Below are 14,358 nucleotides of genomic sequence, written 5' to 3'. Positions count from 1 at the left end.
ATCACTCAGCTTATCGCGCCCATGAAACGCTTTATCGTGTAGAAAACTAGAAGTTATCTTTTCTACTGCGGATTTCAGCAAAAACCTTAGTGATGGGAGCTCCGACCATTTCGAGAGTTTCCTGTATTTCCAAACTGTCTGGACGAAGAAACGGGTTTGTTGCTTTTTCCAGAGATAGAACCGTCGGAACTGTTGGTTTATCTTGCGATCTTAAAGCTTCTACCTCTGCCATGCGGGCCTGCAGAGATTGATTGTTTGGTTCAATAGCAAGTGCAAACATACCGTTTGCCGTTGTATATTCATGTGCACAGCAAATTTGAGTGTCATCTGGTAAGCTCATTAATTTGCTGAGTGAATGCCACATTTCTTCCGCTGTACCCTCGAACAGGCGCCCACATCCCATGGAAAACATCGTATCTCCACAGAACAGTGCCTTGGCTGTTGGGAAGTGGTAAGCGATATGACCGCTTGTGTGACCAGGCACAAAATAAATATCTGCTTTTTCTGAGCCTAGCTGAAAAATATCGCCTTCGCCGACTGCTATATCAATACCCGGGATACGTTCTCTATCAATTGCAGCGCCAACAACAGTTGCATTGTATTTTTCTTTTAGAACAAGGTTGGCGCCTGTGTGATCCCAGTGGTGATGGGTATTGATAATATGAGTTAATTGCCATCCGCGTTTTTCTAGTGCTTCAATCACAGGTTCTTCGACTGCTGGATCAACGATTGCTGTTTCTCCGCTGTTCGGTTCATGAATGAGATAGAGATAATTATCCTGCATTACCGGGATTTGAATAATTTCAAGAGACGCCATGATGTAACCCTGTTGATTAGTTTTTTCTAATATAGGCTCGGGCGATTATCTTATCCAGTCGTGGGTAAGTAATGAGCATCAACAGTTTCGTGAATTGGTGCTTAAAGGGATAAAAGTGGTTCCGGTGCGAGGCCGGAACCACTCCCACATATGCGAAGCCTTTAAGGAGGCTTTCTCGCTGTCGTCTTGGAATTACTTCTTCTGTCTAATGAAAGCTTTGTTGATGATTTTCCACTCACCATCCATCTTGGCTAACGTCAGCAAATCATAGTACCGGCCATCTAAATCAAATGATACAGAGGCAAGGCGGCCATCCATGATATGCATATTGAGGATTTCATGTGTACGCTCTCGCTTCGGCGGCGTGCTTTTGCTCCATCTTTTGATGGTTGGTTCCATTTCCCATATCTTGAGGTAAGCATTGCCTGCATCATCTTTTTCTGCCGTCAGCATGCGGGATTTAGAGTGGAAAGCGCTTGATAGCTTCTCAAAGCTTCCTTCCCCAATACCTTCAAAATACTTCATTACCACGGCTCTGATTTGTGCTTCATCATCACTTGCAGTGGCAGTAAGCGCACAGGAAAAGATCAGTAGAAGAATGGCTGGAATTTTCCATCTGGATGGGCGCATCATAAATTTCTCCCTGAACGAATGCATGGGGGAAGGATAGAGGCAGCTTGCTCCGTGAACAGAAAATTGCGTTCAGTAGATTAAAATGTGCGTTGAATTGTTATAATATAACTATTGTTTAATGGTAAGTGAAACTTGCCCATCCACTGTTTTACCGACAGGTAGTGAACGATAAAAACAGGCGGGATATCCGACGTGACAGCATTTGCCGCCTTTCTGTTCTACCACTAGCCAAAGGGCGTCTTGGTCACAGTCAGTCCGGAAATCTTTTACCACCTGATATTCGCCGGATGTTTTGCCCTTGTGCCATAGTTCATTTCTGGAACGGCTGTAATAGTGCGCTTCACCCGTTTTGATGGTGCATTTAATAGCTTCAGCATTCATCCATGCCTGCATCAAAACTGTTCCGGTTTCATGGCAGGTGGTAACTACAGGGATAAGTCCTCTGTCATCAAACTTCGGGCTGAAAACGTTGCCTTCTTCAAGCTCTTTTTTATCTGAGCGATCACCAAACTCAATATCTGCCATGGGTCTATCCTGCTTTAATTTTGCCCGGAGTTTAGAGAGAGCCAGATTTTCTTCAAGCCAGATTAACTTTATGTGAGCAAAATTTTAATTCTTTGTGGCGTTTAGAAGTTTGTAAAACTCTCTGCGGAATGCAAGCGCCGAAACTCCGATGCTAGCATTGCGGTTCCCGAGCTTTGTGGAAGCCACCTGAATACCGATGATTACCCATTCATTATCGATGAATTGAAGGACAGGTCCGCCGCTATCACCGCGGATAGAGATACAGTTGGTCAGCATTACATGGCCTCGTGCGAGAGAACCTGTGATTTTACAGTTTTCTTCCAGAGACAGTAGATGTGATCTGTCTCCGGGATAGCCTGCAGTGGTGATTTTGGAGGTTGAGAGCTCAATTTTTTCCAGAGCTTTTGAAATTGCTGCTACGTCTTGCTCTTCGCTGCTGAGCTTCATTTTATCATGTAGTTCCAGAAAACCATGCTCCTTACCGATAGGGTCTGCGAGTTTAAGTAAGGCCCAGTCGTTTGGAAGGTTTCTTCTGGCTGCTCCAGCACTGCCATCAAAGGAAGGGCTGACTACATAGGATTGTACTAGCGTATGAGCTGCGTATTCACCGCGAGCATACCCTGCGAGAAAATGTACCGTGGTTGGTATCACCATTTCCTGAGACCATTTAGCATAGAGACAGTGTGCGGCAGTAAGCACAATATCTTCGGCAATCAGGCTGCCACTACAATGTGCCCGCCCTGCGATGTTAACGCGGCCCACAGCTTTCCATGGGGCTTCAGTGCTATCAACGGCTCGGCGGTGAAAACTGGTAGGGTTGTTCAGTGGTAACTGGTTAGCTGGCGGAATACGCACGCGTGGTTTGTCTTGTGAGGAAACTTCGAAAGATGGCCCCAATAAGGTAACCAATATGAATGACGACAGAAGTTTCAAACTATTCACAAGCGATATCCTAAAGAAAACCCCCTGATAAAATGCCTTACCAAGGGGGGATTAGCAAGTGTGCGCTCAGCACAGCTTAGTGAGGCGAACAACTTTTATTAAGAAACCCTGCCACGTTGGTAATGTTTCCTTCAGTGTTGGCGGGTTTAATATCAAGCAGACAGGCAATGAGGCCATATATTTCAACGTTATCGAAAACTGGTGTGATGATCCCTTTTTTGAAAGAAGGGCCGTTGCCAATGAATGTCGCATACATGAGTGGATTATGGTTATCGTACCCATGAGTGGCCGCAAGTGGAAAGGGCAGTTTGGAAAGCGGAGTCGGATCGGCCTTGTTTTCTGAAGCGAAGAGGGTCCAGCCTGTATCAGCTAGGATCATTAGATCTGGCCCGCGGGTTGGGTGATCAAAGTGGTATTCCTCTGGAAACTCGCCTTTTTTCCACACTTTCATATTGGGGTGTTTGCCCTTTAGCTTAGTGGCAAGTGTGTCAATGTCATCATTGTCTCCATAAACATAAAGGAATGGAGAATAAGCCGGGCCGTAACTCTTGTTCCAGTCTGGCACGATATAACCAGAGATATCTGCATAATTATCCAGGTTGATCATTCGGTCGTCAGACAGATTAGCCATGCCGTGATCTGCCACCACAATGATGTTCGTGTTTTCAAGTGTACCTTGCTGTCGCAAACCATTGATAAGGTCACCTACGTGGCTATCTACCAGTTTTACGGCTTCCTCTTCTTCCTTGCTGCCAACACTAAAATTGTGCGCAGCAGTATCAACAGCTGAGAAATACAGAGTGATAAGGCGAGGGCGATCGGCTTCTGGTTTTGCGAGCCATGAAAGCACTTCATCAACGCGCTCTCCATAATCTTTATTCTGATCAAAAGGTTTCCAGTATGTAGGTTGAATACCGCCTATTGCTACCTCTGATCCAACCCAGAAATAGGTGCCAGCTTTCACTCCTTGTTTCTCAGCAGTAATCCAAATCGGTTCGCCGCCCCACCATGCGGGGTCCCGAGTATCGGTTGCTCGACTGAAAGCGCGGCGTAGCTTGTGATCGTAAGGGTAGTTGGATGTCATACCGTGATGTTTGGGATGTAGGCCAGTGGCGAGTGAATAGAAATTTACAAATGTTTTTGAAGGCATGGCTGGGCGCATTCCATCAGCACGCACGCCACTTTTTGCAAGCTTGCGAAGATTGGGGGCTTCAATGCGGTCAATACTATCGTTCCGCAGGCCATCAATACCAATCATAATTACTGTTTGTTTTTGGTCATCTGCGTTCGCGTTATAAGAGAAGGATAGTGTTGTAAGTATAAGTAAATAAATAAATTTCTTCATGCCAATGATACCTTTTTTAGGGTAGAGAAACCCTATCTGGCTTCATTGGCATGATCAAGTGAATGTGTTGTTACAGATCGCCTCTTAACCAGTCTAAATTATGATATTCAGGCTATCCAAGTCTGCCAGCGTATAGGAGCTCAGGGTTACCGACGTGCTTTCATCAAGCGTGAAGGTAAGGGCAGTACTTCCAGAACCATTATCTACATCACTTGCAATATCTCTGATGTTGGAAACACCGAAAGCTGAAAGGTTCAGAATATCTTCACCCGCATCAAAGTGTTGGATAAGGTTATTTCCCTGATTTTCTTTGAAAAGGAACATATCAGTTCCGTCGCCGCCAATAAGTGTGTCGTCGCCGGTTCCGCCCCAGATTGTATCATCACCAGCCATACTCATTATGAGGTCATTGCCGCTGCCACCAAAGAGCAAATCATTTCCTTCATCGCCGACGACCTTGTCATCTCCTTTGCCGCCATAAAGGGTGTCGTTGCCTTCTCCACCGTGAAGCTCATCATTGCCATCACCCTTGCCGCCGAAAATGGTGTCGTTTCCATTGTTGCCGTGAATAGAATCGTCACCAACCCCGCCACCAAGAATATCATCACCTGCCGCAGCTTGAATGATATCGGCTCCACTGCCGCCATAGGCAATTTCATTGGCATTTGAGAGTGTATCGGTTTCACCTTGCGTGGTTACAATGATGAGATCATCGCCTGTGCCGCCATATAGTGTGTCAGCATCGCCGCCGCCGAATAGTGTATCGTCGCCAGCACCTCCAGCGATAATGTCGCGCCCGCTGCCGCCATCAACATAGTCTGCACCTTTATCCCCGGCACCAGCCCATATTGTATCGTTCCCATTTCCGCCTGTGACAGTGTCAGACCCTTCATAAGCTATAAGAAGATCATCACCGTCCTTACCTTGTAGGTTATTGTCGGCGCTATTCCCGCGCAGGGTATCCTTATGATCTGAGCCGATAGCGTTTTCTATAACCGTATCCCATGCGATAGAGATGTTGTTATTCGCTGTAACCAATACTACAGGGCGTGTTTCCAGATCAGCGGGTTCCGCGGAAAAACTGCTCAAGCGGGCATTGGTGTAATAATATCCAACCGAAGAGAATGTTGCTTCACCAAGGTTAGCTTTCACACCTGTAAGCTGGTTGGAGAAATCAAAAGTATCAATGCCACCAGCATCGTAAATGGTCAGCACTGAAGCATCTTCAGGCCTGAAACTGTATGTGTTATCTTCGACATTAGTAGAAGTGTTGGCTCCGTATAGATACTGCAGGGTTTTGATATCAAACAAGCCAAGTGACTGATTGGTAGTAAGTCCCCATGTGTTGTGAACTGTCTCAAAATATTGTCCTTTCAGCCCACCTCTTTCATAGAAATCTTCATTGTTCACATAACTCATAATTGTGAACCTGTCGGTAGCTTCTTCGAACGGGATATCATTGGAACTAGGGTCATAAACATCATGGGCAGTTAGGAATGAACCTTCCTGTCCGCGTGGATGATCGAGCCCCAGCACGTGGCCAAGTTCATGCCTGATGGCCAGAAGAATATCATCTTTATAAAAGTCTTCCGAAAGTTGAGTGAGATCAAAGCCATCCGCTACGCCAACAATCATTGCAGTGCTATCTTGGGGGCCGTCCAGCCTACCAGCTTCGCCGCCACCAGCTGTGTTTCGGCGGTATATTTCCAGATCAGCATTTTGCCCTCGGCCTACTTCAATGAAGGTGATGTTCGCAATGGCGCTGTATTCTTCAAAAACCTTTTCGAATAATGCCTTGTTTTCCGCTGTAATTGATGAGTTTAGAAAGTCTGAGGGATCATAACCATCAGGGGCACCGTTTTCGAAACTATAGCGAATTGTTATGCCCGTGCCGAGTGGAGAGCCTGCGTTAGCTCTCAGGCTTGTATCCAGTGTAATCTGGTCTGCATTTCCTTTAATATCCCCAGTATACCGAGGATTAAAAAGCATACCATGGGCATAAAATTTCCAGCTGTACTGAAGGTCTGTCATCGTTGTTATCCTATTCTCGCTGTCGTTACGTAGAGAGATAGGAAGAGAAAACATTATATGCAGGCTGATTACCGTGAACTGCTCAACGAGTGCAGTGAACATATAAAAAAGGCAGCATATCGTTAGAAATGCTGCCTTTTGTTTTGATTTCTTTAGCTAATTTAGCCGCGGATTAAATCCCAAAAACGGCGCTCCTCATCGGCTTCCTTGAAGCAACCACGGAACTGGCGTGTAATTGTGTAAACACCATCATGCTTCACGCCCCGGCATGTCATGCATTGGTGTGTTGCATCAATTATTACAGCTACGCCTTTCGGTTGAAGGTGCTCTTCGAGTGCATCGGCGATTTGAGCTGTCATGGTTTCCTGTGTTTGCAGGCGTTTACCAAAAGCTTCGACAATACGGGCAAGTTTCGAAATGCCTACTACGCTGCCATTAGGCATATAGCCAACATGTGCGGTGCCTGACACAGGTACCATATGGTGCTCACAGTGACTTTCCACTTTGATACCACGTAGTACGACCATATCATCGTAACCGTTTACTTCTTCAAATGTGCGGGACAGAATCTCGGCAGGGTCTTTTTTATACCCTTCGAAAAACTCTTCATATGCTTTCACGACACGTTTTGGAGTGTCGAGCAACCCTTCGCGGGTTGGATCATCGCCAGCCCACCTAATCAGTGTGCGAACCGCGGCTTCGGCCTCGGCCCGGCTTGGGCTTTCATCAGCGTCCTGCGGGATTACCTTCAGTTCCGAGCTGTCATCAGCTCTTTCAAGTACGGCATCCATTCGGATTTCCTTTCTAAATTGTATGGTGGTTTCTGCATCCAGAAACCAGGGTTTTGTAGCTGCTCCTTCTTGGTGTTGCATGCTCCAAACACAGAGTAATATGGTCAGAATAACGAAGCAATCAAGGTTTTCTGTGCTTTGGGAAGAAAACAATTAACTAAGAAGAGTTCTTTTTTCTTGGTTTTTTATGTATGCAGTCTTACGTAAGCATCAGTTATCTGGATCAAATACCGAGTATCATGACCGAATTATACAACACAGATATCCTGCGCTGGACCACCAGAATTCCCCACACCGAACGGCTTGAGGGTGAATGCTTGCATGTAACTAAAACCAGCAGAATCTGCGGAAGCCGTATTAATGCTGATGCCGTGATTGAAAATGGCGTGATTAAAGAATTCGGTCAGGAAGTTAAAGCTTGTGCGCTTGGGCAGGCGGCCGCAGCAATTGTGGGGCAGCATGTAATTGGTCTTGAGGAAGACGAGCTATCGAGTATTGCGGAAAAATTTCGCCATATGGTTCAAACAGGTGAGGTTAATTTCCCTGAAAAATGGTGTGATCTGGCGCTGCTTGCACCTGTGAAAGATCACCCTGGACGCCACGGCAGTGTCATGCTGCCTTTCGAAGTGCTGGAAGGTGTGTTTATGGCAGCGGAGCAGGCCTGATGAAAGCTATTGAAAAGCGCCCTATTACACCTGAGATCCAGAAGATTGCCCGCCGTGCCATCGATCTATACGCCAACGAGCGCGCGGAAGAAGCTTTTGAGCTTTTGCAGAAAGGTGTGGATGAACATAGTCATGTAAGGCTTTTCCGACTTCTTGCTCGTTTGCGTGTTTTCTTTGGTGATGAGGCCGGGGCGACAGAGATTTTGAAGCAAGTTCTTCCTATATGTTGGAAGCCTGGTTTTTGGGAACTTGCACAGGTGGGTAGCCGCCAAGGGTATGCTGTTAAATCTGAGCAACATAAACTGCTTTATTTTCCAGTACGCAAATGTGCCTGTACCAGCATGTATAATTTTATGGCGTCAATTGATGGGCAAAAGAGGCAAGGTGAAGAAATTCATGATGAACAAGATCATGAGTTAGTCACCTTCGATACCTTACGGCAGGATTATGTTAGTTACAAAACGGCGCTGGTGGTGCGCGACCCAATTGCTCGTGTTCGCTCCTTTTATAAAGGCAACATTGAAAAACGTGAACATTTGGTGCGAGATACAAATGGTAAAGAAAGCTTTTATGGCCTTAAAACTCGACCGTGTTATGAAGAGTTTTTAGCTAACTTTGATGCCTACCGCAGAACCTTCATTACGGTTCGGAACCATACGGATGCACTTGTGGCCTTTGCAGGTGAAAACATTAATAACTTTGATGTTGTTGTGAATGTGGCTGGAGTTTCAGAACTTCAAAATAAATTAGCCGCATCTATGGGGATCGATATAGAACCGCTTCATGAAATGAAATCAGATGGTGAAACATTTGAACTGACAGAAGCGGAAAATGCACTTCGATCTTTATATGAAGAAGATTACCAGTTGTTTGGGGAATATTTCTAATTCCCCAATTTTCAGTCTGCAGCTTTAAGCGATATATTGGCTTGCCCACGCGCTAATAATACGGGCGGCGAAAATCCCGTCTGAAGCGTTTTTCAGCAGTAGATGATCTGCTTTATCCAGAGATACAAAGCTTTTCGGATGTCGTGCTGCTTCGTAAATGCGGCGGGCGTGGTCAATATCTACAGTGTCATCAATAGGTGAGTGCATCACCATCAGTGGTTTTTTCAGATTGCGGATATGCTCTTCCACATTCTGGCTGCGGGCGTCATCAATAAACTGCTTTTTCATTTTAAATGGACGGCCAGCCAGTTTTACTTCAGCCTCACCATCCACTTCGATTCTATCCAGATCGTTTTTGAACTGTTTCAGTACGTTCACACTATCAAATGGTGCGCCAATCGTTGTAACGGCCTTTACCTCAGGCACGCTGTGCGCTGCCACTAGTGTTGCAGCACCACCAAGGCTGTGGCCCATCATGATGCTGGGGGCGTCTAGATTTTCTCTCATGTAATCGGCAGCCGCGATTAAATCTTGCACGTTCGAAGAAAAGTTAGTGTTCGCGAAATCCCCGTTTGAAAGGCCAAGGCCTGTGAAATCAAAACGGAACAGGGCAATACCATCTTGATTTAAAGCTTTTGCAATTCGGTTAATGGCATTCAGGTCTTTGCCGCAGGTAAAGCAGTGAGCGAAAAGAGCATAAGCTTTTGGTTCACCTTCCGGTGTATCCAGTTTAGCAGCAAGCTCGAAACCCTGGCTTCCCTTGAAGGTAATTTTCTGTGCAGGCATGGTTTATTTTCCTTCTATGCAATTTCCGAATAGTTCCAATACACCACATGTTGCGTCGCTTTTGGTAGGGTGCGCCCAAACAATATAGGGACAAATAAACTAACATACTGCTCAACTATTCTTTACCGTCCGTTATTTGCGGAAAGTTTAGTGGTATCGTTGTATGATACTCCCTCATTATTAGGAGAACAAACGATGAGTATGGGCCAAATTCCTGAGTTTGTTGTAGCATTTCTTGAGCTGTTATCTTTTCTTTTTATCACCGTTGTCGGTTTGGGTGTGCTGTGGTTTGCCTTTACCTACGTGCGGGATAAAACACAGACAGAAAGTACACTTAGGCGCAATTATCCGGTAATTGCACGTTTTCGGTATCTGTTTGAACATCTTGGCGAGTTTTTCCGTCAGTACTTCTTCGCGCTCGACCGAGAAGAAATGCCTTTCAACCGCGCAGAACGTTCCTGGGTTTACCGCGCTGCTAAAAATGTTGATTCAACAGTAGCTTTTGGTTCGTCCAGAGATTTACGCCCTGCGGGCACCGTATATTTCGTGAACTGCCCTTTCCCAACGCTTGAGAAAGATGCGGAAGAACCTTCAAAGGTTCAAATCGGGCCATATTGTAAGTATCCGTATGAGACAGATAGTACCTTCAATATTTCCGGTATGAGCTATGGTGCGATCTCTATTCCTGCTGTTTTGGCTCTTTCAAAAGGCGCGAAAAAGGCCGGGATGTGGATGAATACAGGCGAAGGTGGTTTATCTCCGTATCACCTTGAAGGTGGTGCAGATATCGTATTCCAGATTGGTACGGCCAAGTTTGGTGTGCGTAAGCCAGAAGGTGGTTTTGACGAAGCAAAGTTGAAAGCGGTGGCGGAGCATGAACAGGTGAAAATGTTCGAATTGAAGCTTAGCCAGGGCGCAAAACCGGGTAAGGGCGGCATTTTGCCGGGTGCCAAGGTAAATGAGGAGATTGCGAACATCCGCGGTATCAACGTGGGTGAAGATGCAATCAGCCCGAACCGTCATCCCGAGATTGACAGCGTGGATGATCTTTTGGATATGCTCCATTACGTACGCGAAACAACTGGGAAGCCAGTGGGCTTCAAGGCGGTGGTTGGCGCTTATGGTTTCTTTGAAACTATGTGTAAACTGATTAATGAACGCGGTATTGAAAGTGCGCCTGATTTTATCACGATTGATAGTGCTGATGGTGGTACAGGTGCAGCTCCGATGAGCCTGATCGATAACATGGGAATGCCAATCCGTGAAAGTCTTCCGCTGGTTGTTGATATTTTGAAAAAATATGGCCTTCGTGAACGCATTAAAGTGTGCGCAAGCGGTAAGATGATCAATCCGTCAGAAGTTGCATGGGCTTATTGCGCAGGTGCTGATTTCGTGAATTCAGCACGAGGCTTTATGTTTGCACTTGGCTGTATTCAGGCACTTCAGTGTAATAAAAATACATGCCCGACAGGTATCACTACGCACAATGAAAAACTTCAATACGGTCTTGATCCAGCTTCGAAATCTGAGCGGGTGGCAAGCTACGCGAAGAATATGAAAAAAGAGGTGGGTATCCTTGCTCACAGTTGCGGCGTGCCTGAACCAAGACAGCTAAAGCGTTATCATGCACGTGTCGTACTTGATAACGGCAGAAGCGTTTCTATGGATGAGCTCTACCCAGAACCAGAAACTCAGAAAGCGGCTGAATAATATCCAGTATATCTAAAAATCGAACGGCAGGTTGCAGAGTTAGAAACCATACCTGCCGTTTAAATGATGATGCTAACCCCCATATCAAACACTTATTTCAATTTATTACCCCAGGAGGACAGTATGAGTTCGGCTAAAACAATGAAAGCTTCTGACCTATTTGTAAGAGCCCTAGAGGCAGAAGGGGTGGAATATATCTTCGCTGTCCCCGGTGAAGAAAACCTCGATCTTTTGGAATCTCTTCGTTCCTCAACTATCAAGTTAGTACTTACCCGCCACGAGCAGGGTGCAGCCTTTATGGCGGCAACATATGGCCGACTTACTGGTAAAGCTGGTGTGTGTATGGCAACACTGGGGCCAGGTGCCACAAACTTTGCAACGCCTGCTGCCTATGCCCACCTTGGTGGTATGCCTCTTATTATGATCACAGGCCAGAAGCCGATTAAAAAGTCAAAACAGGGCCAGTTCCAGATTGTCGATGTAGTGAGCCTTTTTGATCCAATCTGTAAGATGGCAAAACAGATTGTGCATGGTAATACAATCCCTGCGCTGGTTCGTGAAGCGTTCCGTGTTTCTGAAGAAGAGCGCCCGGGCGCTGTGCTTCTGGAACTCCCTGAAGATATTGCTGAAGAGGAAACGGATGAAGCAGTATTGCAGCCGCACCCACGTCACTATGCGGTGGCTGATCATACCGTGCTTGAGGAAGCTGCAAGCCTTATTAAAGAAGCAAAAATGCCGCTTCTTCTGTTGGGTGCAGGCGCAAACCGCAAAGATGCACGCGAGGCACTTAGCAAGTTTGTAGAAACTACTCGTATTCCATTCTTCAATACTCAGATGGGTAAAGGTGTGATTGATGAGCGTTCGGAACTATTCCTTGGTACAGCGGCACTCTCAGACGGTGATTATCTCCACTGTGCAATTGACCGTGCTGACCTCATTATCAATGTCGGCCACGACGTTGTGGAAAAACCACCGTTCTTCATGGAAGAAGGCGGTAAGAAGGTTATCCACGTGAACTATAAAGCCGCTCAGGTGGATCAAGTTTATTTCCCGCAGGTAGAGGTTGTTGGTGATCTCGCGCGTTCGATTGAGCGTCTGGAAGAAAAGCTGGGTGGTGCTGTTTCTTGTGATGACGCTTACTTCAATAAAGTGCGTACGGAAATTGAAAGCCACACAAGCGAGCTTGTAGATGATGGCCGTTTCCCGATTATCCCGCAGCGGTTTGTGGGCGATACCCGCAAGGTTATGGGCCCGAAGGATATTATCGCGCTTGATAACGGTATTTATAAAATCTGGTATGCGCGAAACTATAAAGCTTACGAGCCAAACACAGTGCTTTTGGATAATGCGCTTGCAACAATGGGGGCGGGTTTGCCGTCTGCCATGATGGCGGCGCTCCAGTATCCAGACCGCCGGGTGATGGCGATTTGCGGCGATGGTGGCTTTATGATGAACAGCCAAGAGATTGAAACAGCCGTGCGCCTAGGGCTTAACCTTGTGGTGACAGTGCTTAATGATAGCTCATACGGCATGATCCGCTGGAAGCAGAACCAGGCCGGGTTTGAAGATTTTGGTCTTGAGTTCAATAACCCTGATTTTGTGCAGTACGCCAACAGCTACGGTGCAACCGGACACCGGGTTGAACGCACCGAAGACTTGGTGCCTACCTTTGAAAAAGCCTTTCAGGCTGGCGGTGTGCATCTTGTTGATGTGCCTGTGGATTATTCAGAGAACAAGCGCGTTCTTATTGACGAGCTTGCAGAAAAGGTATGTCTGATATGAGCACTGAAATGCGCGAAGTAGTAAATCCATATAGCCTAGAGGTTATTGGTTCAGTACCAATGTCAGGCTGGGATGAAGTTAACGGTATGCTTGATGTGTGCCATGGTCTGGCAACAGACCGTAGCAAGTGGTTACCTGCTTATAAGCGGATAGAAGTGCTCAAAAAACTCGCCGAGCTGATGCGTGCGCGTTTTGATGAGCTTGCTTACCTGATCGCAAATGAAGGTGGTAAGCCGCTTGTTGATGCTCGTGTGGAAGTGGACCGTGCCATTGATGGTGTTGGTCTAGCAATCCATGAAATTGGGTTGATGACGGGCAAAGAAATCCCGATGGATCTCACCGCTGCTGGCTCTGGTCGCATTGCTTTCACTCAGCGTGAGCCAATCGGTGTTGTGATTGCAGCGTCAGCGTTTAATCACCCGCTTAATCTGATTGTGCACCAAGTGGCACCAGCTATTGCCACGGGTTGTCCAGTAATTGTAAAGCCTGCGGGTGATACACCGCTTAGCTGTAAAGCGTTTGTGGATATGCTGTATGAAGCAGGCCTGCCTAAGGAGTGGTGCCATTTTGCACTCTGTAATAATCAGGTTGCCGAGCAAATGGTAACAGATGGCCGCGTGGCTTTCTTTTCTTTCATCGGGTCAGCGCGTGTGGGCTGGATGCTTCGTTCCAAGCTGGCACCGGGTACGCGCTGTGCGCTTGAACATGGCGGGGTTGCTCCTGTGCTAATTGAAGAGAGCGCCGATGTGGATGCAATGATCCCACTTCTTGCTAAAGGCGGTTTCTATCATTCAGGACAAGTGTGTGTATCTGTACAGCGCGTGTTTGCACCGCGATCAATGGCCCAGTCTGTAGCTGAAAAACTGGCAGCTGAAGCGTCGAAACTGAAGGTGGGCGACGCAACAGACGAGACAGTTGATTGCGGCCCGCTTATTCGTCCGCAGGAAGTTGACCGGGTGGAAGAATGGGTGAATGAAGCGGTGGAAGCTGGCGCGAAGGTATTAGCTGGCGGAAAACGTCTTGGTGATACCACTTATGCACCCACTGTACTTCTTGATCCGCCAGCAGACGTTCGGGTTTCTAATATGGAAATCTTTGGCCCTGTAGTGTGTGTTTACAGCTATGATGATATGGATGATGCTATCAAGCAGGCTAATGGTTTGCCGTTTGCTTTCCAGGCATCTGTGTTCACCAAGAATCTGGATGTAGCCATGAAAGCTGTGCAGAATTTTGATGCAACGGCTGTAATGGTGAATGATCATACTGCGTTCAGGGTTGACTGGATGCCGTTCGCTGGGCGCAGGCAATCTGGCTATAATACGGGTGGTATTGGGTATACGATGCATGATATGACCCAGGACAAAATGGCCGTTATCAAGCTTTAATGTTCAATCACCAAGTTTAGTGATAGAGTGCCCCCGAATGAAAGTTCGGGGGTATTTTT

13 protein-coding genes are annotated in these 14,358 nt (G+C 46.7%); 5 read left to right on the top strand and 8 right to left on the bottom strand.

The window, feature by feature from the left end:
* Positions 1-46 precede the first annotated feature (46 nt).
* The 7 genes from gloB to folE form a co-directional block, all read right to left on the bottom strand.
* Positions 47-817, bottom strand: a complete 771-nt coding sequence (gene gloB / locus KFE96_RS16445) for a hydroxyacylglutathione hydrolase (protein ID WP_255833628.1) — start codon at positions 815-817, stop codon at positions 47-49.
* Positions 818-1,009: 192 nt separating this feature from the next.
* Positions 1,010-1,450 carry a nuclear transport factor 2 family protein gene (locus KFE96_RS16440; protein WP_255833627.1) on the bottom strand — a complete coding sequence of 147 codons (441 nt, stop codon included), beginning with the start codon at positions 1,448-1,450 and terminating at the stop codon, positions 1,010-1,012.
* 108 nt (positions 1,451-1,558) lie between these two features.
* Positions 1,559-1,975 carry a phosphoribosyl-AMP cyclohydrolase gene (gene hisI, locus KFE96_RS16435; RefSeq protein ID WP_255833626.1) on the bottom strand — a complete coding sequence of 139 codons (417 nt, stop codon included), beginning with the start codon at positions 1,973-1,975 and terminating at the stop codon, positions 1,559-1,561.
* 84 nt (positions 1,976-2,059) lie between these two features.
* A complete protein-coding gene (locus KFE96_RS16430; RefSeq protein WP_255833625.1) occupies positions 2,060-2,917 on the bottom strand; it encodes a serine protease in 858 nt (285 codons plus the stop codon).
* Between the two features lie 76 nt (positions 2,918-2,993).
* Entirely contained in the window at positions 2,994-4,262 is a 1,269-nt protein-coding gene (locus KFE96_RS16425) for an alkaline phosphatase family protein (protein WP_255833624.1), read from the bottom strand.
* Between the two features lie 93 nt (positions 4,263-4,355).
* Positions 4,356-6,293 (bottom strand): M10 family metallopeptidase C-terminal domain-containing protein, encoded by a 1,938-nt coding sequence (locus tag KFE96_RS16420; RefSeq protein ID WP_255833623.1) that lies wholly within the window; start codon positions 6,291-6,293, stop codon positions 4,356-4,358.
* A gap of 161 nt (positions 6,294-6,454) precedes the next feature.
* Complete coding sequence (gene folE / locus KFE96_RS16415) at positions 6,455-7,084, bottom strand: GTP cyclohydrolase I FolE (RefSeq protein WP_255833622.1); 630 nt, start codon at positions 7,082-7,084, stop codon at positions 6,455-6,457.
* A gap of 191 nt (positions 7,085-7,275) precedes the next feature.
* On the opposite strand from folE, the gene KFE96_RS16410 reads away from it, so the two are divergent.
* Together KFE96_RS16410 and KFE96_RS16405 are read left to right on the top strand one after the other, a co-directional pair.
* A complete protein-coding gene (locus KFE96_RS16410; RefSeq protein ID WP_255833621.1) occupies positions 7,276-7,749 on the top strand; it encodes an iron-sulfur cluster assembly scaffold protein in 474 nt (157 codons plus the stop codon).
* Positions 7,749-8,636, top strand: a complete 888-nt coding sequence (locus KFE96_RS16405; protein ID WP_255833620.1) for a sulfotransferase family 2 domain-containing protein — start codon at positions 7,749-7,751, stop codon at positions 8,634-8,636. The genes KFE96_RS16410 and KFE96_RS16405 overlap by 1 nt, the downstream gene beginning before the upstream one ends.
* 24 nt (positions 8,637-8,660) lie before the next feature.
* Here KFE96_RS16405 and KFE96_RS16400 read toward each other — a convergent pair whose 3' ends face one another.
* Positions 8,661-9,422: a S9 family peptidase gene (locus KFE96_RS16400; RefSeq protein WP_255833619.1), complete on the bottom strand. Its 762-nt coding sequence runs from the start codon at positions 9,420-9,422 to the stop codon at positions 8,661-8,663.
* Positions 9,423-9,623: 201 nt separating this feature from the next.
* Between KFE96_RS16400 and KFE96_RS16395 the strand changes: the two genes are divergently transcribed.
* From KFE96_RS16395 to KFE96_RS16385, 3 genes are all read left to right on the top strand, one after another.
* Positions 9,624-11,132: an FMN-binding glutamate synthase family protein gene (locus KFE96_RS16395; RefSeq protein ID WP_370650602.1), complete on the top strand. Its 1,509-nt coding sequence runs from the start codon at positions 9,624-9,626 to the stop codon at positions 11,130-11,132.
* Between the two features lie 123 nt (positions 11,133-11,255).
* Entirely contained in the window at positions 11,256-12,914 is a 1,659-nt protein-coding gene (locus tag KFE96_RS16390; protein ID WP_255833617.1) for an acetolactate synthase large subunit, read from the top strand.
* The gene (locus tag KFE96_RS16385) at positions 12,902-14,299 is read left to right on the top strand and encodes an aldehyde dehydrogenase family protein (protein WP_255833616.1); all 1,398 of its coding nucleotides are present in this window, start codon (positions 12,902-12,904) and stop codon (positions 14,297-14,299) included. The genes KFE96_RS16390 and KFE96_RS16385 overlap by 13 nt, the downstream gene beginning before the upstream one ends.
* The last annotated feature ends 59 nt before the right edge of the window (positions 14,300-14,358 follow it).

Origin of the sequence: Kordiimonas sp. SCSIO 12603, from assembly GCF_024398035.1 — a bacterium.
Classification (GTDB): Bacteria; Pseudomonadota; Alphaproteobacteria; order Sphingomonadales; family Kordiimonadaceae; genus Kordiimonas.
This window is presented reverse-complemented; position numbering and strand designations above follow the sequence as displayed.

Excerpts from the sequence above, each read along its gene's own strand:
- gloB (WP_255833628.1), bottom strand. The coding sequence starts at position 817 with ATGGCGTCTCTTGAAATTATTCAAATCCCGGTAATGCAGGATAATTAT.
- KFE96_RS16440 (WP_255833627.1), bottom strand. The coding sequence starts at position 1,450 with ATGATGCGCCCATCCAGATGGAAAATTCCAGCCATTCTTCTACTGATC.
- hisI (WP_255833626.1), bottom strand. The coding sequence starts at position 1,975 with ATGGCAGATATTGAGTTTGGTGATCGCTCAGATAAAAAAGAGCTTGAA.
- KFE96_RS16425 (WP_255833624.1), bottom strand. The coding sequence starts at position 4,262 with ATGAAGAAATTTATTTATTTACTTATACTTACAACACTATCCTTCTCT.
- KFE96_RS16420 (WP_255833623.1), bottom strand. The coding sequence starts at position 6,293 with ATGACAGACCTTCAGTACAGCTGGAAATTTTATGCCCATGGTATGCTT.
- folE (WP_255833622.1), bottom strand. The coding sequence starts at position 7,084 with ATGGATGCCGTACTTGAAAGAGCTGATGACAGCTCGGAACTGAAGGTA.
- KFE96_RS16410 (WP_255833621.1), top strand. The coding sequence starts at position 7,276 with ATGCAGTCTTACGTAAGCATCAGTTATCTGGATCAAATACCGAGTATC.
- KFE96_RS16405 (WP_255833620.1), top strand. The coding sequence starts at position 7,749 with ATGAAAGCTATTGAAAAGCGCCCTATTACACCTGAGATCCAGAAGATT.
- KFE96_RS16400 (WP_255833619.1), bottom strand. The coding sequence starts at position 9,422 with ATGCCTGCACAGAAAATTACCTTCAAGGGAAGCCAGGGTTTCGAGCTT.
- KFE96_RS16395 (WP_370650602.1), top strand. The coding sequence starts at position 9,624 with ATGGGCCAAATTCCTGAGTTTGTTGTAGCATTTCTTGAGCTGTTATCT.
- KFE96_RS16390 (WP_255833617.1), top strand. The coding sequence starts at position 11,256 with ATGAGTTCGGCTAAAACAATGAAAGCTTCTGACCTATTTGTAAGAGCC.
- KFE96_RS16385 (WP_255833616.1), top strand. The coding sequence starts at position 12,902 with ATGTCTGATATGAGCACTGAAATGCGCGAAGTAGTAAATCCATATAGC.